This is a genomic window from Noviluteimonas gilva (assembly GCF_009740395.1).
GTDB classification, from domain to species: domain Bacteria; phylum Pseudomonadota; class Gammaproteobacteria; order Xanthomonadales; family Xanthomonadaceae; genus Noviluteimonas; species Noviluteimonas gilva.
The window spans coordinates 82,204-100,475 of the sequence record NZ_WOXT01000001.1 but is presented as its reverse complement, the minus strand read 5'-3'; the positions used below and the strand labels follow the sequence as shown (position 1 = coordinate 100,475).

The 18,272-nt window shown below is 67.6% G+C and carries 16 protein-coding genes; 14 read left to right on the top strand and 2 right to left on the bottom strand.

Annotated elements, in window-relative coordinates:
- Positions 1–7 precede the first annotated feature (7 nt).
- From GN331_RS00430 to GN331_RS00420, 3 genes are all read left to right on the top strand, one after another.
- Positions 8–940, top strand: coding sequence for a nucleoside hydrolase (locus GN331_RS00430; protein ID WP_156639440.1), 933 nt, complete (start codon positions 8–10; stop codon positions 938–940).
- A gap of 168 nt (positions 941–1,108) precedes the next feature.
- Positions 1,109–1,354, top strand: coding sequence for a type B 50S ribosomal protein L31 (locus tag GN331_RS00425; RefSeq protein WP_156639439.1), 246 nt, complete (start codon positions 1,109–1,111; stop codon positions 1,352–1,354).
- 224 nt (positions 1,355–1,578) lie between these two features.
- Positions 1,579–2,868, top strand: a complete 1,290-nt coding sequence (locus GN331_RS00420) for a citrate synthase (protein ID WP_331713306.1) — start codon at positions 1,579–1,581, stop codon at positions 2,866–2,868.
- A gap of 48 nt (positions 2,869–2,916) precedes the next feature.
- On the opposite strand, the gene GN331_RS00415 is transcribed toward GN331_RS00420, so the two are convergent.
- Both GN331_RS00415 and GN331_RS00410 read right to left on the bottom strand, forming a co-directional pair.
- The gene (locus GN331_RS00415; protein WP_156639438.1) at positions 2,917–3,564 is read right to left on the bottom strand and encodes a hypothetical protein; all 648 of its coding nucleotides are present in this window, start codon (positions 3,562–3,564) and stop codon (positions 2,917–2,919) included.
- Between the two features lie 83 nt (positions 3,565–3,647).
- On the bottom strand, positions 3,648–6,140 hold the full coding sequence (locus GN331_RS00410; RefSeq protein ID WP_156639437.1) for a penicillin-binding protein 1A: 2,493 nt from the start codon (positions 6,138–6,140) through the stop codon (positions 3,648–3,650).
- A gap of 221 nt (positions 6,141–6,361) precedes the next feature.
- Between GN331_RS00410 and GN331_RS00405 the strand changes: the two genes are divergently transcribed.
- From GN331_RS00405 to GN331_RS00355, 11 genes are all read left to right on the top strand, one after another.
- Positions 6,362–7,420, top strand: coding sequence for a pilus assembly protein PilM (locus GN331_RS00405; RefSeq protein ID WP_331713305.1), 1,059 nt, complete (start codon positions 6,362–6,364; stop codon positions 7,418–7,420).
- Positions 7,420–8,130 (top strand): PilN domain-containing protein, encoded by a 711-nt coding sequence (locus GN331_RS00400; protein WP_156639436.1) that lies wholly within the window; start codon positions 7,420–7,422, stop codon positions 8,128–8,130. The genes GN331_RS00405 and GN331_RS00400 overlap by 1 nt, the downstream gene beginning before the upstream one ends.
- Positions 8,127–8,816 (top strand): type IV pilus inner membrane component PilO, encoded by a 690-nt coding sequence (locus GN331_RS00395; RefSeq protein ID WP_156639435.1) that lies wholly within the window; start codon positions 8,127–8,129, stop codon positions 8,814–8,816. The genes GN331_RS00400 and GN331_RS00395 overlap by 4 nt, the downstream gene beginning before the upstream one ends.
- The gene (locus GN331_RS00390) at positions 8,816–9,349 is read left to right on the top strand and encodes a pilus assembly protein PilP (RefSeq protein ID WP_156639434.1); all 534 of its coding nucleotides are present in this window, start codon (positions 8,816–8,818) and stop codon (positions 9,347–9,349) included. Before GN331_RS00395 ends, GN331_RS00390 begins: the two co-directional genes overlap by 1 nt.
- A gap of 12 nt (positions 9,350–9,361) precedes the next feature.
- On the top strand, positions 9,362–11,251 hold the full coding sequence (locus tag GN331_RS00385; protein WP_156639433.1) for a type IV pilus secretin PilQ: 1,890 nt from the start codon (positions 9,362–9,364) through the stop codon (positions 11,249–11,251).
- A 122-nt stretch (positions 11,252–11,373) separates the two neighbouring features.
- Positions 11,374–12,378, top strand: coding sequence for an AAA family ATPase (locus tag GN331_RS00380; RefSeq protein WP_156639432.1), 1,005 nt, complete (start codon positions 11,374–11,376; stop codon positions 12,376–12,378).
- Positions 12,379–12,380: 2 nt separating this feature from the next.
- Positions 12,381–13,295, top strand: a complete 915-nt coding sequence (locus GN331_RS00375) for a DUF58 domain-containing protein (RefSeq protein WP_156639431.1) — start codon at positions 12,381–12,383, stop codon at positions 13,293–13,295.
- Between the two features lie 2 nt (positions 13,296–13,297).
- Positions 13,298–13,750: a DUF4381 domain-containing protein gene (locus GN331_RS00370; RefSeq protein WP_156639430.1), complete on the top strand. Its 453-nt coding sequence runs from the start codon at positions 13,298–13,300 to the stop codon at positions 13,748–13,750.
- Entirely contained in the window at positions 13,747–14,748 is a 1,002-nt protein-coding gene (locus GN331_RS00365; protein WP_331713304.1) for a vWA domain-containing protein, read from the top strand. The genes GN331_RS00370 and GN331_RS00365 overlap by 4 nt, the downstream gene beginning before the upstream one ends.
- Complete coding sequence (locus GN331_RS00360; protein WP_156639429.1) at positions 14,745–16,565, top strand: vWA domain-containing protein; 1,821 nt, start codon at positions 14,745–14,747, stop codon at positions 16,563–16,565. The genes GN331_RS00365 and GN331_RS00360 overlap by 4 nt, the downstream gene beginning before the upstream one ends.
- 20 nt (positions 16,566–16,585) lie before the next feature.
- Positions 16,586–18,217, top strand: a complete 1,632-nt coding sequence (locus GN331_RS00355) for a BatD family protein (protein WP_197426945.1) — start codon at positions 16,586–16,588, stop codon at positions 18,215–18,217.
- Positions 18,218–18,272 lie beyond the last annotated feature (55 nt).

The window sequence follows — 18,272 nt, the reverse complement described above, 5'->3', positions numbered from 1 at the left end:
CCGACCCATGACCCGCATTCCTCTCTTGATCGACACCGACCCCGGCGTCGACGACGCACTCGCCCTGCTGATGGCGTTCGACGATCCGCACCATGAAGTCGTCGGTTTGACGATCGCGGCGGGCAACGTCGGCCTCGCGCACACGGTGCGCAACGCGTTGAAGTTGTGCGAAGTCGTCGATCACCCGGTGCCAGTATTCGCGGGCACGCCGGCGCCGCTGCTGCATCCGGCGCGCGATGCGGGCTACGTGCACGGGACCGACGGCTTCGGCGACATTGCCTACGACGCACCGGTTCGCACGGCGGAAACAGAACACGCGGCGCTCGCGATCCTGCGCCTGTCGCATGCGCACGCGGGCAAGTTGTTGCTCGTCGCGCTCGGTCCGCTGACCAACCTCGCGCTCGCGCTGAAGCTGGATTCGACGCTGCCCGAGCGCATCGCCCGCCTGGTCGTCATGGGCGGCGCGGTCACCGCGCACGGCAACATCACGGCGGCGGCGGAATTCAACGTGGCCTTCGATCCCGAAGCGGCGCACATCGTGTTCTCTGCGTTTGCGCGGACTGAAGTCGTGGATTGGGAAGCGGTGATGGCGCACGGCTTCCCGCACCAACGTTTCGAGGCGTGGCTGCAGGCGCCGTCGAAGCGCGCGCGTTTCTACGATGCGATCTCGCGCCGCACGCGCGACTGGGCGGTGGACCGCCGCGGCGAGAACTGGCATTCGGCCGATGCCCTGGCGATGGCGCATGCGCTGCATCCGGCGGGCGCGCTGGAAATCGTCGAGCGCCCGATGACCGTCGAACTCGCGGGCCGCCACACGCGCGGGGCCACGATCGTCGACTGGCGTCGTGAAGAAGGGCGGCCGGACAATGTCGCGATCCTGCTGCGGTACGACCAGGCGGCGTTCGAGGCGCGGGTGGCGTCGGCGTTGGCTGCGGGGTAGGTTGCGTCGCGGTTTATCCCCCTCGAGCGCGCGCTGCGCGCTCGATCCCCCTTGGAAGGGGGATGAGGCGTGCGGGGATTCAGGGATTTGGTGGCTCCATGGGTTGCGCCCAGCTCTGCCGCCCGGCTAGAATGCCGCTCTTCCCTAGCTCATGACCCGGTGGCAGCCATGAAGGCCGGCATCCATCCCGAATATCGCGACGTGGTTTTCCACGACGTGACTTCCGAATTCAAGATCCTCACGCGCTCGACGCTTTCCTCCAAGGAAACGACGAAGTGGGAGGACGGCAACGAGTATCCGCTGATCAAGGTGGAAGTCTCGTCGGCCACGCATCCGTTCTATACGGGCAAGAACAAGCTGGTCGACACCAGCGGTCGCGTGGACAAGTTCCGCAAGCGTTACGCGCAGAAGTAATCTCCGCGGCTTGCCCCCCCGGGGCATTCACGCAGACGACGGCCGCCCCTGGGCGGCCGTTTTCGTTTCCGGGCCACGGTCCGCAGCGCCTGTTTTTTAGTGCATTCCTTCAAAAACGGCGCAACGCCCCAGGTCGAAAGTCGCGCATCGGGAAAACGGTTCCCATGCAATAATTCCGGCCTTCCGCGGCCGCCCGCGGCTCTACGTTTTCGAAGGAGTGTCTTGTGTCCAAACTCGACCAGGTGACGTTGACCGCCGGCGACAAGAACGTCGCGCTGCCGGTGCAGCATCCCGTGCTCGGCCAGCCCTGCATCGACATCGCGAAGTTGCCGAAGGAAACCGGCTGCTTCACCTACGATCCGGGCTTCACCGCCACCGCCGCGTGCAAGTCGGCGATCACCTACATCGACGGCGATGCAGGCGTGTTGCTGTACCGCGGTTACCCGATCGAGCAGCTCGCCAAGAACTCGAGCTTCCTCGAGGTGGCCTACCTGCTGATGCACGGCGAACTGCCGTCGAAGACCGAGTTCGAAGCCTTCGACCACGAAGTCACGCATCACACGATGATGCACGAGGCCTTCCGCACGTTCCTCTACGGTTTCCGCCACGACGCGCATCCGATGGCGATGATGGTCGGCATGCTGGGTTCGATGGCGAGCTTCTACCACGGCTCGCTGGACCTGGAGGACGCCGAGCAGCGCCGCCTCGCCGCGATCCGCCTGATCGCGAAGGTGCCGACGATCGCCGCCGCGTGCTACCGCTATTCGATCGGCTGGCCGATCCGTTATCCGAAGAACAACCTCGAATACACCACGCGCTTCCTGCACATGATGAAGGAAGTGCCGAGCGAGCCGCTGGAGCTCAGCCCGACCGCCGCCAAGGCGCTGGACCTGCTCTTCATCCTGCACGCCGACCACGAGCAGAACGCGTCGACCTCGACCGTGCGCCTCGTCGGTTCCACCGGCGCCAACCCGTATGCGTGCGTCGCCGCCGGCGTCGCCGCGCTGTGGGGCCCCGCGCACGGTGGCGCGAACGAAGCCGTGCTCAAGATGCTGTCGGAGATCGGCCGCCCGGAGAACGTGGGCTCGGCCGTCGCGAAGGCGAAGGACAAGGAATCGGGCTTCCGCCTGATGGGCTTCGGCCACCGCGTCTACAAGAACTTCGATCCGCGCGCCAAGATCATCCGCGAGATGACCTTCAAGGTGCTCGACGAACTCGGCGTCAACGATCCGCTGCTCGACGTGGCGGTGAAGCTCGAGGAAGCCGCGCTGAAGGACGACTACTTCGTGCAGCGCAAGCTCTACCCGAACGTCGATTTCTACTCGGGCATCATCTACAAGGCGCTGGGCATCCCGACGGAAATGTTCACCGTCATGTTCGCCATCGCGCGCACCGCCGGCTGGGTGTCGCATTGGCTGGAACAGCAGACCGATCCGGAAGCCAAGATCGGCCGTCCGCGCCAGATCTACACCGGCTACGCCGAGCGCGATTACGTCGATCTCGCCAAGCGCTGATCGATCTGCGCGTGATCCAAAAAAAGCCCCGCGAATGCGGGGCTTTTTTCATGGGCCAGCTTCGTACCCGGCGATCTCGTCTTCGGCGATCAACTCGCGCAATTGCGACAGCGACGCGCGCTTCATCGGCTTCTCGTCGATCGACGACAGCGGCGATTGGCGCAATGCATCGTGCGGCAGCACGGTCAGGTCGAAGGTCAATTCTTCCGCGCTGAACACCCACACCGGCACGTCGCCCGCGCGTTCGCGATCGAAGCGGATGCGCCGCGAGCGCGACTCGGCGGGGATCATGTGTTGGTCGAGATAACGCGAGACGGCATCGGCGTCGTCGGTGTACAGGTGCAACGCAACGGGCGAGTAACGATCGGCGGTGCCGTCGAGCACCGGGCCGACCAGGCGCGCGTCGAAGCCCGCGAAGAATTCCAGCGCACGCAGCGCGCCTTCGCGACGCGCGCGCAACCCGGCGGCTTGCGCGTCGCCCTGGAACAGCCGCTGGTATTCGCGCAATGCGTCTTCGATCTCGCGATTGCGCGGAAGCGATGCGTCGTCGTGGATGCCCAGGCGTTCGGCGGCCTTGCGCTTGGCCTGGTGGAAATCGCGGATGCCGCTTTCGGCCATCAGGCGCGCCGCCTCGTGGGCGACGCGACGCCGGCGTTCGTGGGTGCGGGTCTCGGCATGCTGGCGGGCGTGGTGCATGGCGCGTCTCCCGAGTCGACCCGGGCCGACTGTACCGCATCGGCCCGCGCATCAAACGTCACGCCGGCCGTGGCCGGCATGCTTCAGAAGATGTCGTACGTGTCTTCGCTCGGCGCCTGGTCGTCGGGGCCGTAGTCGACGTAGCTTTCCATGCGTTCGAGATCTTCGGCCTTCACCCACTCGGTGATGCCGCCGCTGCTGGCGGCCACCAGGTGACCACCGGGACCCACCGCGACTTCGACCATGCCCTCGGGCGGGTCGTTCGCCATCACCGGGCGGCCGTCGAGCGCCACGCGCATGTAGTCGATCCAGATCGGCAACGCGGCCTTGCCGCCGTACTCGCGATAACCGAGCGACTTGTAGTCGTCGCGGCCGACCCACACGGTCGTCGCCATGTTGCCGCCGAAGCCGGAGAACCACGCATCGCGGTGATCGTTGGTCGAACCGGTCTTGCCGCCGATGTCCTCGCGGCCGAGCACCTTCGCCGCCGTGCCGGTGCCGCGCTGCACGACGTCGCGCATCATCGACACGAGCTGGTAGGCGACGCGTTCGTCGATGGCGCGCGGCGCGATGGTCGTGCCTTCGGCGAGCTTCACCGGCTCGGCGGGCTTGGACGACCGTACCGTGGACGGCGACGCCGGCGCGTTGCCGAGGTCGAAGCCATCGATGACGGTGGACGCCACCAACTGCCCGTTGCGCATGCCGCAACCGCGGCAGGCCACCACGGGCTTTTCCTTGAAGATCACCTTGCCGCTGCGGTCCTTCACGTCGTCGATGAGATACGGCGTGACGAGGAAGCCGCCGTTGGCGAACACCGCGTAACCACGCGCGACCGCGAGCGGCTGCAGCGACGAGCTGCCGAGCGACATCGAAAGATTCGGCACCAGCTGATCGATCGGGAAACCGAAGTGGCTGATGTACTTGCGCGCGTAGTCCACGCCGATCGCATCGAGCAGGCGCACCGACACCAGGTTGCGCGACTGCACGAGGGCTTCGCGCAAGCGCATCGGGCCGGCGAAGTTGCCGGTGTCGTTCTGCGGGCGCCACAGGTGGCCGACGCGGTCGCGGAACACGACCGGCGCATCGAGCACGATCGAGGCGGGATTGAAGCCGCGATCGAACGCCGCCGCGTACAGGAACGGCTTGAAGCTCGAACCCGGCTGGCGACGCGACTGCGTGGCACGGTTGAACTTGTTCGCCGCGAAGCTGTAGCCGCCGATCAACGCGCGCAGCGCACCGGTTTCGGCTTCCATCGAGATCAGCGTCGATTGCGCGCGCGGCACCTGGTCCAGCGCGTAGGTCGGCGTGGCGTCGGCCGGCGGCGGCACGGGCTTGCCGTCCTTGCCGACCGTGGCCCTCGGCATGTCGCGACGCACGCGCACGATGTCGCCGCGCTTGAGCAGCGCGCCCGGCGATCGACCCGTCCACTGGCTCGACTTGGCGTCGAGTTCGAGCTCGGTGCCGTCGGCGAGGAGGACCGTCGCATCGCTGCCCGTCGTCGCGGTGACGAGCGCCGGGAACAGGTTGGCTTGCGTGACGATGCCGCGCAGGTGCGCACGCAGCGCTTCAGGTGTTTCGTTCGCCTGCAGTTCGACCTGCTTCTCGGCGCCGCGCCAACCGTGGCGATGGTCGTACACCGCGAGGCCATCGCGGATCGCCTGGTCGGCGGCCGCCTGCAGCGTCGGATCGATCGTCGTGGTGACGTGGTAACCCTTGGTGAGCACGTCGCCGCCGAACTTCGCGACCATTTCCTGCCGCACCATTTCCGCCACGTACGGCGCGTACACCTCGATCAGGCGCTCGTGCGGCGTGGCATGCATCGCGACGCCCGCGCTCGCCTGCTCTTCGCCCGGCGAGATGAAGTTCAACTCGCGCATGCGCTGCAGCACGTAATCGCGGCGGATCTTCGCGCGTTCGGGATTGGTGATCGGGTTGCCGCTGGACGGGAATTTCGGAATCGACGCGAGCGTGGCCATCTCGTCGAGCGAGAGCTGGTCGAGCGACTTGCCGAAGTAGAACTCCGACGCCGCGGCGACGCCGTACGCGCGATTGCCGAAGAAACTCTTGTTGAGATAGAGCTCGAGGATCTCGTCCTTCGTCAGCTCCTTCTCCATGCGCATCGCCAGCATCATCTCGGCGAGCTTGCGCGAGTAGCTGTATTCCGAGCTCAGGAAGAACTGGCGCGCGACCTGCTGCGTGATCGTCGAACCACCGGGCACGCGCTTGTTGTCGGTGGTGGCCAGCAGCCACACCGCGCGGGCGACGCCCTTGTAGTCGACACCGTGGTGCTCGTAGAAGCGCGAGTCCTCGATGGCGATGAAGGCCTGCTTCAGGCGCGGCGGGACCTTCTCGATCTCGATGGGATAGCGCCGCGTCTCGCCGAACAGGGCCATCAGGCGCCCGTCCCGTGCGTACACGTACATCGGCTCCTGGAGCTCGACGTTCCGAAGCTGATCCACGTCGGGCAGCTTGGGCGCGATCAGGAAGTAGAGGAGGCCAAGTCCCAGGACACCCAGGACGGCCGCGCCGAGGAAACCCACCAAACCCCAACGCAGCACACGACGAAAACGAGACATCAAACCAATCCGATTGCGGCCTTCTTGGGGCAAGGAGTATAGAGGAGGTGTGGGGAACGACTCGGCGGCCGGAAACGACCACCAAGACCGTTCAGGTAAGGGGAATGTCGGACTTGTGATGGGCGCCCGGGGTAGGGGAGGTTGCCAGATCGTTTAAAGTCCGTTATTTAATGCTTCGGGGCACGAAGTGCGCGTAAGCGCCCGTGAATAGGGGAGAAAACGTGGGATTGATCACAAATAGTCAGCCGCCGCTGATTGGGGTCGACATCAGCTCGACTGCCGTCAAGCTGCTGCAACTCTCCCGATCCGGGAACCGTTACCGCGTGGAACACTACGCGGTCGAACCGCTGCCGCCGAACGCGGTGGTGGAAAAGAACATCGTCGAGGTGGAAGCCGTCGGCGAAGCCATCAAGCGCGCCGTCAACCGCTCGGGCGCCCGCGCCCGACACGCGGCTGCCGCTGTCGCGGGCTCGGCGGTGATCACCAAGATCATCCCGATGCCGGGCGACCTGGACGAGAACGACCTGGAATCGCAGGTCGAGCTCGAGGCGGTCAATTACATCCCGTACCCGATCGAGGAAGTGAACCTCGACTTCGAAGTGCTGGGGCAGATGCCGGGCAACGCGGAAATGGTGCAGGTGCTGCTCGCGGCCTCGCGCACCGAGAACGTCGACGCCCGCGTCGCCGCGCTCGAACTCGGCGGCCTCACCGCGAAGGTGATGGACGTGGAGGCCTTCGCGATCGAGAACGCCTTCTCGCTGCTGGCCGACACCCTGAGCGCACCGCGCGACGGGATCATCGCCCTGGTCGATACCGGCGCGACGATGACCACGCTCAACATCCTGCGCAACGGCCGTAGCCTCTACAGCCGCGAACAGGTGTTCGGCGGCAAGCAGCTCACCGACGAAGTGATGCGCCGCTACGGCCTGAGCTACGAAGAAGCCGGCCTGGCCAAGCGCCAGGGTGGTTTGCCCGAGAGCTACGACATCGAAGTCCTCGAGCCCTTCAAGGAAGCGATGGTCCAGCAGGTCAGCCGCCTGTTGCAGTTCTTCTACGCCGGCAGCGAATTCAACCGCGTCGACCAGATCGTCCTCGCCGGTGGCTGCGCTTCGATCCCCGGCATCGCCGCGATGGTCGAAGAGCAACTGGGCGTGCCGACGGTGATGGCCAACCCGCTTGCGCAGATGACGCTTGGCCCGCGCGTGCAGGCGCACGCGCTGAACCAGGACGCCCCCGCGCTGATGATTGCCTGCGGCCTTGCCATGAGGAGTTTCGACTGATGGCACGGATCAACCTCCTCCCCTGGCGTGCTGAGCGCCGGCGCCAGCGCCAGAAGGAATTCGGGGCGATGGTGGGTGCGTCCGCGCTCGGCGCGGTCGTCCTCTCGTTCCTCATCTACATGTTCTACAACGCGCAGATCGCCGGGCAGACCGAGCGCAACGCCTACCTCGATGGCGAGATCACGAAGGTCCAGGCCAAGATCGACGAGATCAAGCTGCTCGACGAGAAGAAGGCCAAGCTGCTCGCCCGCAAGACGGTGATCGAAGAGTTGCAGGCCAACCGCTCGCAGATGGTCCACCTGTTCGACTCGCTGGTGCGCACCATCCCCGACGGCGTCACGCTCAGCTCGATCCAGCAGAACGGCGAGATGCTCACGCTCAAGGGTCGTTCGCAGTCCAACGCGCGCGTCTCCACCTACATGCGCAACCTCGAAAGCTCGGGCTGGATGACCAACCCCGAACTCTCGGTGATCGAAGCGCGCGGCACGAACAAGGGCTTGCCGTACGAGTTCGACCTCCAGGTCAAGCTCGCCAACCCGAACGCGCCGAAGGACGAGAACAAGGACGGCATCCCCGACGCCGCGCCGACGGTCGCGCCGCCCACGGGCGTCACGCCGCCCGCGAGCGCCGGCACCGCCGCCGCCCCGGCCAACGCCGCGCCGGCGCCCGCAGCGCCCGCCGCCGCCCCGACCAATGGAGCCGCGCCATGAGCCAGAAAAAGATGGCGCTGAAGGACGTCAGCTTCAGCAACACCGCCTCGTGGCCGCAGTCCTACAAGATCGTGTTCTGCGCGATCATCGCCGCGGTCATCATCGGGCTGGTCTGGTACTTCGTGGTCACCGGCCAGCGCGAACAGCTCGCCGATCTGGACCGCAAGGAAGGCGACCTGCGCAGGACGTTCGAGGAGAAGCAAGGCCAGGCGGCCAACCTCGAACCGCTCAAGCTGCAGCTCGCGCAGATGGAACAGCAGCTCCAGCAGATGCTGCGCCAGTTGCCGAGCAAGACCGAGATGCCGGACCTGATCATCGACATCTCGCAGACCGCGCTCGCCACCGGCATCACCAACGAGCTCTTCCAGCCGGGTCCGGAAGCGCCGAAGGAGTTCTACGCCGAGAAGCCGATCCAGCTGCGCATGGTGGGCACCTACCACCAGTTCGGCGCGTTCGTGAGCGGCGTGGCGTCGCTGCCGCGCGTGGTGATCATGACGATGCACAACATCGTGCTGACCCCGCGTAATCCGTCGCCGGGCGCCAAGATCGGTCCGAACAGCGTCCTGCAGCTTGCCGGTACGGTGAAGACTTACCGTTATCTGGACGACAACGAGACCAGTGCCGGCGCCGGTGCGCCTGCCAAGGGCGGCAAGAAGACCCCGCCGCCGAAGGGAGGGAAGAAGTAATGGCTTCCAAAAAGACCTCCCGCGTCCTGATGGCGATCGCGCTGCTCGCGCTCGCCGCCTGCGGCCGCAGCGTCACCAGCGGCCCGGAACCCGCCAACAACCTCGAGAAGTGGGTTGCCGAAGTGAAGGCGCGTCCCGCGCCGCCGCTCGATCCGCTGCCGGTGATGCAGCAGTTCGAGACCTTCGAATACGCCGCCCAGGCGCTGCGCGATCCCTTCAGCGAGGCCTTCAGCGACATCAGTGGTGGCAGCGGCCCGCGCCCGGATCCGGACCGGCCGAAGCAAACGCTCGAACAGTTCCCGCTCGACAGCCTCGACATGGTCGGCACGCTGGGTGGCGGGTCCAGTCTCATCGCGCTGGTCATGGCGCCGGACAAGGTGACGTATCGCGTTCGCCCCGGCGTGTACCTGGGGCAGGCCGACGGTCGCGTGACCGCGGTGTACGAAGACCGGATCGAACTCGTGGAATTGGTGCCGGACGGCGCGGGCGGCTGGTTGGAACGCCCTGCGACCGTCGCGCTCGAAGATCAATAAGGGGAAAGGACGATGACCTTGCACAACGCCACACCGATGCGGCCCGCACGGCGCCCCTTCCTTCGGGCCGGGGCCCTGGGGCTCGCAATCGGGCTCGTGACGGCCTTCGGCGCCGCGGATGCCGCCCAGGCGGCGCGCATCCTCGCAGCGCAGTCCGCGGCCACCGCGCCGACGCCCAACGTCGATCCGAGCAAGAACGTGCCCGGCACGATCGCGGTCTCCAACATCGACTTCAAGCGCGGCGATGGCGGCTCCGGCCGGCTGAGCCTGCGCTTCAACGGCGCCGGTGCGATCCCCGACCTGCGCAATGAAGGCTCGCGCGTGATCATCGATGTCGGCAACGCCAAGTTGCCGGCCTCGCTGGCCAAGCCGCTGAACGTCGCCGACTTCGCAACGCCGGTGCAGCGCATCGACGCGCGGGCCGACGGCGCGGGCACCAAGCTCGTGTTGGCCACCAATGGCAACTTCGAGTCGATGGCCTACCAGTCGGGCAACGAATACGTGGTCGAGATCGTGCCGCGTGCCGCCGCAGCCAAGGCTGCCGGCAACGCCAACGTCGGCGCCACGGCGAGCAACGCCCCGGTCCGCGTCTACAGCGGCCGCCCGGTGACCTTCAACTTCCAGGACGTGCCGGTTCGCACGGTCCTGCAGCTGATCGCCGAGGAATCCAACCTCAACGTCGTCGCCTCCGACACGGTGTCGGGCAACGTCACGCTGCGCCTGATCAACGTGCCGTGGGACCAGGCGCTGGACATCGTCCTGCGCGCCAAGGGCCTGGACAAGCGCCGCGACGGCAACGTGGTGTGGGTCGCGCCGCAGGAAGAAATCGCCAAGTACGAACAGGCGAAGGAAGACGCGCGCATCGCGATCGAAAACCGCGCCGAGATGATCACGGAGTACATCCCGATCAACTACGGCAACGCCGAAGACATCGCCAAGCTGCTCACCGAAGAGAGCAAGTCCAGCTCCGGTGGTGGTGGTGGTGGCGCGAACAGCCAGCGTGGCTTCCTCTCGCCGCGCGGCAGCATGAGCTTCGACCGTCGCACCAACACGCTGCTGATCATCGACATCCCGTCGAAGGTCTCGGAAGTGCGCCGCCTCGTCAGCCTGCTCGACAAGCCCGTCGACCAGGTGCTCATCGAAGCCCGCATCGTGATCGCCACCGAATCCTTCGCCCGCGAACTGGGTGCGAAGTTCGGCATCGCCGGCGCCAACAACAACGTGATCTTCGGCGGCAACACCGCCGGCAACACGGCCAACAGCGGCACGCCGCGCCCGAGCCCGCCGGTCAAGAACCTCAACGTCGACCTCCCGGTCGTCGGTGCCGCCGGTTCGCTCGCACTGTCGATCATCAACGCCGGCTACGTCCTGGACGTCGAACTCTCGGCGCTGCAGACCGAAGGCCGCGGCGAAGTGATCTCCAACCCGCGCATCGTCACCAGCAACCAGAAGGAAGCGGTGATCCGCCAGGGCCAGGAAGTCGGCTACGTGACGATCTCCCAGCAGCAGGGTGCCGGCGCCGCCGCGATCCCGAACGTCCAGTTCAAGGACGTGCTGCTCGAGCTCAAGGTCACCCCGACGATCACCAACGATGGCCGCGTGTTCCTCAACATGGCCCTCAAGAAGGACGAGATCGAAGGCTTCATCGACACCGACATCGGTGACGTGCCCCAGATCAACAAGCGCGAAATCAACACGGCGGTCCTCGTCGACAACGGCCAGACGGTGGTGGTCGGCGGCGTGTACGAGTTCCGCGACCGCGCCGACGTGACCAAGGTGCCGTGGCTGGGCGACCTGCCGGTGATCGGCAACCTGTTCAAGAAGAAGGGCCGCTCCAAGGAGAAGGCCGAGCTGTTGATCTTCGTCACCCCGAAGGTGTTGACGGTCGCACAGCGCAATTGATCTGTATCGACGAACGATGAACGCAACGGGGCCTCACGGCCCCGTTGCCGTTTTGGGGTGAACCAACGGGCCGCGAACCAGTCAAACTCGGCCCGACACCGCCCGGGATCCCCCGACCCGCAATGGACAATCGCGCCGAAAGCCGCACCGCACCGCCGTCCCGCCTGCACGCCGCCTTTTCGGCGCTGCGCGACCAGCTCTCCGCGCAGATCGTGGGGCAGGGCGAGCTGATCGAACGCCTGCTCATCGCGCTGCTGGCCGATGGGCACCTGCTCGTCGAAGGCGCGCCGGGCCTGGCCAAGACCAGCGCCATCCGCGCACTCGCCGCGCGGCTGGACGCGGCCTTCGCCCGCGTGCAGTTCACGCCGGACCTGCTGCCCGCCGACCTCACCGGCACCGAAGTCTGGCGCCCGCAGGACGGCCGCTTCGAATTCCAGCCCGGCCCGATCTTCCATCAGATCCTGCTCGCCGACGAAATCAACCGCGCGCCGGCGAAGGTGCAATCGGCGCTGCTCGAAGCGATGGGCGAACGCCAGGTCACCGTCGGCCGGCAGACCTATCCGCTGCCGGCGCTGTTCCTGGTGATGGCCACGCAGAATCCGATCGAACAGGAAGGCACGTTCCCGCTGCCCGAAGCGCAGCTCGATCGCTTCCTGATGTACCTGCGCATCGGCTACCCCGCCGCCGCCGCGGAAACCGAGATCCTGCGCCTGGCCCGCGAACGCGCGCGCAACGTGTTGCAGGCGACCACCGAAGCGGTCGAACGCATGCCGATCGACGATGTCTTCGAAGCACGCGCCGCGGTGCTCGACCTGCATCTCGCGCCGCCGGTGGAGCGTTATCTGATCGAACTCGTCCTCGCTTCGCGCGAACCGACGCGTTACGACGCCGCACTCGCGCGCCGCATCGCATGGGGCGCGAGCCCGCGCGGTTCGATCGCACTCGAACGCTGCGCACGTGCGCGTGCTTGGCTCGCCGGCCGCGACTTCGTTACGCCCGAAGACGTGCGCGCGATCGCGCCCGACGTCCTGCGCCATCGCGTGTTGCCGAGTTACGAAGCCACCGCCGAAGGCTGGGATGGCGATCGCCTCGTGCGCGCGCTGCTCGACAAAGTGCCGCTGCCCTGACCATGCCGCGCGCAGTCCCGCCGCAGGAAGGCATCGCGCCCACGCTGCAGGAACTCGTCGGCCTGCGGGCGCTTGCGCTCGGGCGACGTGCGCCGCGTCGCGGGCGTCACGGCGTGACCGGGCATGCGCTCTCGCCGATGCGCGGGCGCGGGATGGAATACGCCGAGTCGCGCGAATACGCGATCGGCGACGACGCACGCCACATCGACTGGCGCCTCACCGCGCGTAGCGGCCGCCCGCACACCAAGTTGTTCCAGGCCGAACGCGAACGCCTCACGCTGATCGTCGCCGACACCGCGCCGGCGCTGTATTTCGGTACGCGCGTGCGCTTCAAGTCCGTGCAGGCCGCGCGCGCGGGCGCGATCGCCGCGTGGGCCGCATTGCGCGATGGTGATCGCGTCGCCGCATTGCGCGGCAGCCAGCGCGAAGCACCGATTCCCCCCGCAGGCGGGCCGCGCGGTGCGTTGCGCGTCCTCGATGCACTCGTGCGCTGGTATGCCGCGCCGCCCGAAGAGGATGCGGGCCTGGCCGTCGCACTCGACCAGGCGCAACGCGTGTTGCGGCCCGGTTCGCGCCTGATCGTCCTCGCCGATCCCGCGAGCATCGCCGCGATCGATCCGCATCGCTGGCCGGCGTTCGCGTTGCATCACGACACGACGGTGTTGCTGCTCGTCGATCCGCTCGAGCGCGATCCGCCGAAGGCTGCGCTGCCGTTCGCGACCGACGATCACCGCGTCGAACTCGACCTCGCGAGCGCGCCGCAACGCCAGCGTTGGCGCCGCGAATTCGTCGCGCCCATCGAGGCCGCGTTGCAGGCCTTGCCCGCGCGCGGCGTGCGCGTCGAGACCCTGTCGACCGACGCGGCCAGCGATGCATGGCTCGGTGCCTGGGGCCGCGCGCAGGCGAGCGTGGCCTGAGCATGCGCACGCCGCCCGATCTCGTGCTGCGCGATGTCCATGGCGCCCCGGCGACCGCGTGGTGGCCGCCCGCGCCGGGCTGGTGGCTCGTGCTCGCCGCAATCGTCGCCGTCTCGCTCGTGCTCGCGTTCCTCGCGCATCGCAGGCGCGTGCGCCATCGCGCGATCGTCGGCGTGTTCGACGAAGCGCTTGCACGCGCCGACACACCTGCCGCGCAAGTGGCCGCGATTTCCGAACTCCTGCGCCGCGCCGCGCGTCGCAAGGATCCCGAAGCCGATCGCTACGAAGGCGATCGTTGGCGCACGCATCTCGATGCCGGCGCGCGCGAACCCCTGTTCCGTGGCACGGCTGGCGCGGTCCTGCTCGATGGCGCGTTCCGTCGCGATGTCGACCCCGCCGCCGTCGCCGATCTGCGCGAACGCGCGCGCCGCCGCTATCTGGAGTGGATGCGGTGAACGCCTTCGACGCATGGCTATCCGCGTTCGCGTGGCCGTACGCGCTGCTCGCGATTCCGCTGCCGTTGCTCGTGCGTTGGTTGCTGCCGCGCCGGCGTTCGGCTGCTGCTGCGTTGCGCGTGCCCTATGGCGCGCACATCGACAAGATCGCTGCCGCAGGAAGCGGACACGCATTGCGTGGCCGCGGCGCCGGCTTGCTCGCGTGGTTGGCGTGGATCGCGTTGTGCTTCGCATGCGCGCGTCCGCAGCAACTGGGCGAACCCATCGCGCCGCCGCAAGTCGGGCGCGACCTGATGCTCGCCGTCGATCTGTCCGGCAGCATGAGCGAAGAGGACATGGAACTCGGTGGGCAGGTCGTGGATCGACTGACCGCTGCGAAGGCCGTACTCGCCGACTTCCTCGACCGTCGCGGCGGTGATCGCGTCGGCCTGCTCGTCTTCGGCCAACGCGCGTACACACTGACGCCGCTGACGCTCGACCTGACGACGGTGCGCCAGCAATTGCAGGACAGCGTCGTCGGCCTCGCGGGGCGCGAGACCGCACTCGGCGATGCACTCGCGCTCGCGGTGAAGCGATTGCAATCGCAGCCTTCCGACCAGCGTGTCGTGATCCTCCTGACCGACGGCGTGAACACCGCCGGCGTGCTCGATCCCGCGAAGGCGGCCGACCTCGCGCGCGATGCCAAAGTGCGCGTGCACACCATCGCGTTCGGTGGCGAGGGCGGCGTATCGCTGTTCGGATTCCGTCTGCCCGGCGGGGGCGATGCGGAGATCGACGAATCGGGGCTGCAACAGATCGCGCAGGTCACGGGCGGTCGCTTCTTCCGCGCGCGCGATACCGAATCGCTCGCGGGCATCTACGCGGAGATCGATCGGCTCGAACCGATTCGTCGCCCGGGACAAGCCGTGCGCCCACGCATCGAACGCTATCCGCTGCCGCTCGCGATCGCACTCGGCCTTGCGGCCCTGGGTGCGGTGCCGTTGCGGAGGCGCGCATGAATCCGCTTCACATGAGCGCGATCGATACGCTGCATTTCCTGCGCCCGTCGTGGCTGTGGGCCTTGCTCGCCTTGCCCGTGATCGCGTGGTTGTGGTGGCAGCGCGGACGCCGCGACAACGTCTGGCGCGCGTCGGTCGATGCGCACCTGTTGCCCTGGTTGCTCGAACCGGCATCGAACGTGCGCACGCGCTCCACGCTCGTTGCCGTGCTGCTCGCCTTCACACTGGCCGTGCTCGCGCTCGCGGGCCCCGCGTGGAAACAGGTCGCGCAGCCGGCGTGGCAGAGCCGCACGCCGCTGGTCGTCGCACTCGATCTGTCGAGCAGCGCGCTGGCCGCCGATCTGCCGCCGTCGCGCCTGCTACAGGCGCGCGCGAAACTCGCCACGCTGCTGCGCGAACGCGCGGGCGGGCAAGTGGGTTTGCTCGCCTTCGCCGACGACGCTTACACCGTTGCGCCGCTCACTGACGACGCCGCGAACGTTGCACTCTTCCTCGATTCGCTCTCCCCCGACGTGATGCCGATCGATGGGCATCGCCCGGATCGCGCCATCACGCGCGCAGTCGAACTGATGCGCCAGGCCGGTTTCGACCATGGCGACATCCTCGTCCTCACCGACCACGGCGACGCCGCCGCGAATGCCGCCGCCTCGCAGGCGCTGAAGCAGGGCATGCGCGTCTCCGTACTTGGTCTGGGGAGCGAGGAGGGCACCGTCGTGCAACAAGTGGGCGGCGGCATCTCGCGCGTGTCGCTCGATCCTGCATCCTTGCGATCGCTCGCGAGTGCAGGCGGCGGGCGTTTCGCGACGTTGTCGATCGACGATGCCGACCTGCGCGCGCTGGGTGTCCTGACCTCCGATGCCTCGGGTGCGACATCGACGCAAGGCCGCGCTGGTCGCAGTTGGGAAGACGCCGGCTACTGGCTGATTCCACCGCTGATGTTGCTGGCGGTGTTCGCGTTCCGTCGCGGCGCGGGCGTCGCCGCGATGTTGTTGGTGCTTTGCGTGCCGATGGGATTCGCGCAGGCGCAGGAAGCGCCGAAGGGCACGTTGTGGCGACGCGCGGACCAGGTGGCGGCGCAACGCATGGAGGCCGGTGAGTCCGCTTATCGCGCCGGCAAGTTCGACGCCGCCGCGAACGCCTACGACGGCCTGCCCGGCGCCGATGCGCAGTACAACCACGGCAACGCACTCGCGAAACAGGGCCAGTACGAAGCCGCAATCGCGGCCTACGACCGTGCGTTGCGCGCGCAACCGAACATGCCCGATGCGATCGCGAACCGCCGCGCGGTCGAAGCCGCGATGAAGCGCAAGCCGCCCTCCGGCGGATCCAAGCGCAACGATCCGCGCTCGCAGGGCAAGCAGGACGGCAAGCAGCAGCAACAACAGCAGTCCGGGCAATCGCAGTCGCAGCAACAACAACAGCAACAACAAGCGCAGCAGCAATCCGGTCAGAACGGGCAACCGCAGCAGTCGCCGGCACCGCAACAATCGGGACAACAACCGAAGCCATCGGAGCAGGCCGGCGATTCGCAGCAGAAGACGCAAGCCCAGGCCAAACCCCAATCGCCGAAGCAAGCGGAGGCGCAACGCGCCGCCGATGCCGCGCAACGCGAACGCATGCAGCGCGCGCTCGGCAAGGGCAAGGACGGCAAGCCGCAGAAGGGCGAAGCGCAGGCGCGCGCCGAAACGCCGCAGGAGCGCGAACGTCGCCTGGCGAACGAAGCGTGGCTGCGCCGCGTCCCCGACGATCCGGGCGGCCTGCTGCGTGCGAAGTTCCGACTCGAATACGAACGCCGCCAACTGGAGGGCGGTGAATGATGCGCAAGTGGGCTGTCGCAATGCTCGTCCTGTTCGCGCTGCTCGCGCCGCAAGCGCATGCGCAGGTGCGCGCGTGGCTGGATCGCGATCGCATCGAAGCGGGGGAGACCACGACGCTCAACGTCGCCGCCGATTCCGCGCAGGGCGGTCCCGACTACGCACCGCTCGAACGCGACTTCATCCTCAGCGGACATTCCAGCGCCCGCAGCGCGCGCGCGGAGAACGGCCGCATCACCGTGAGCGCGCAGTACTCGGTGGTGCTGCAACCGCGCCGCGAAGGCGTGATCACGATTCCGTCGCTGCGCATCGGCGGGCAAACCACGCCGCCGCTCACGCTCACCGTCGCGCCGATGAGCCGCGTGCCGACGAAGGCGGGCGACGATGCATTCATCGAATCGGAAATCGACGACGGCGATCCGTGGGTGCAACAGGCGGTCGGCCTGAAAGTGCGGCTGTACACCGCCGTGCCGCTGGTCTCCGGCGCGCTCGAACAATCCCAACCGGAAGGCGCGACGCTGCGCAAGGTCGGCCAGGATCTGCAGTATTCGCAGGAAATGGGCGGACGCCGCTACAACGTGGTCGAACGTCGGTTCCTCGTCATCGGCGAACGCAGCGGGCGCATCGTGTTGCCGGGTGCGCGCTTCCGCGGGCAGGGTGTCGGTGGATTCTTCGATGATCTGCTCGGCGATGGACGACGTCCGCTCGCCGCCGACGCACCCGATCGCGTCGTGCAGGTCCGTGCGATTCCCGCGAACGCGCCGCAACCGTGGTTGCCGCTGACCGACCTGCGCCTGCGTTACGTCGCGTTGCCGCAAGCCGTGCGCGCGGGTGAATCGGCGACCGTGCAGATCGAAGCGATCGCCGACGGCGCGGTCGCAGCGCAGATGCCCGAACTGAAACTCGCCTCCAGCGGCGCGGCGCAAGTGTTCCCCGCCGCCTTGCAGGCCGACGAATCCTTCACCGAAGGCCGGCCGCGCACGACGTTGTCGCGCACGTTCTCGATCGTGCCCACGCGCGCCGGCGCGCTGCGCATCGATCCGCCGCGCCTGGAATGGTGGGACGTGCGCGCGGGCGTCGCGCGCACGGCCACCTTGCCGCCGATCGAACTGCAGGTCACGCCGGGCACCGGTGCGAATGCCAATGGCGTGCCCGGTGTCGGCGCGCCCGCCGATGTCGCCGACGCAACGCAAACCGGCGATGGTCGCATCGCGATTCCCGGCATCCAGGGGCGCGTGTTGCCTTGGGCCGCGACGGCCGCCGCGTTCGCGCTGCTCTGGCTGTTCACGCTGTTGTTCTTCCTCGGCCGACATCCGACGCACGCGCACAAGACCGAGTTGCCCGCGAAGTCCGCATCCCCGCGCCCCGACCTCAAGCGCGCATTGGCCGACGGCGACCTGGGCGACATCGCCGAAACCTTGTGCGCCTCCGTCGATCCGCCCGCCGCCGACATCGATGCATTGCGCGCGCGCATCGCCGACGCCGATCAGCGTGCGGCACTGGACGCATTGCAACGCGCGCGCTGGGCCGGCGCCGATCCGCGCACCGCGCGCGAGTCCTTGCGGCGCGCCTTCACCCGTGGCGTGCGCCTGGAGAAGCCTGCACGCGCCGCCAACGTCCCGGAACCGCTGCCGCCGCTCTATCCCCCGGCCTGAGCCGCGCGTTACAGTCGCATCCGTTCCGCGGGGGGTCCGCGGCCCAGGAACCTGC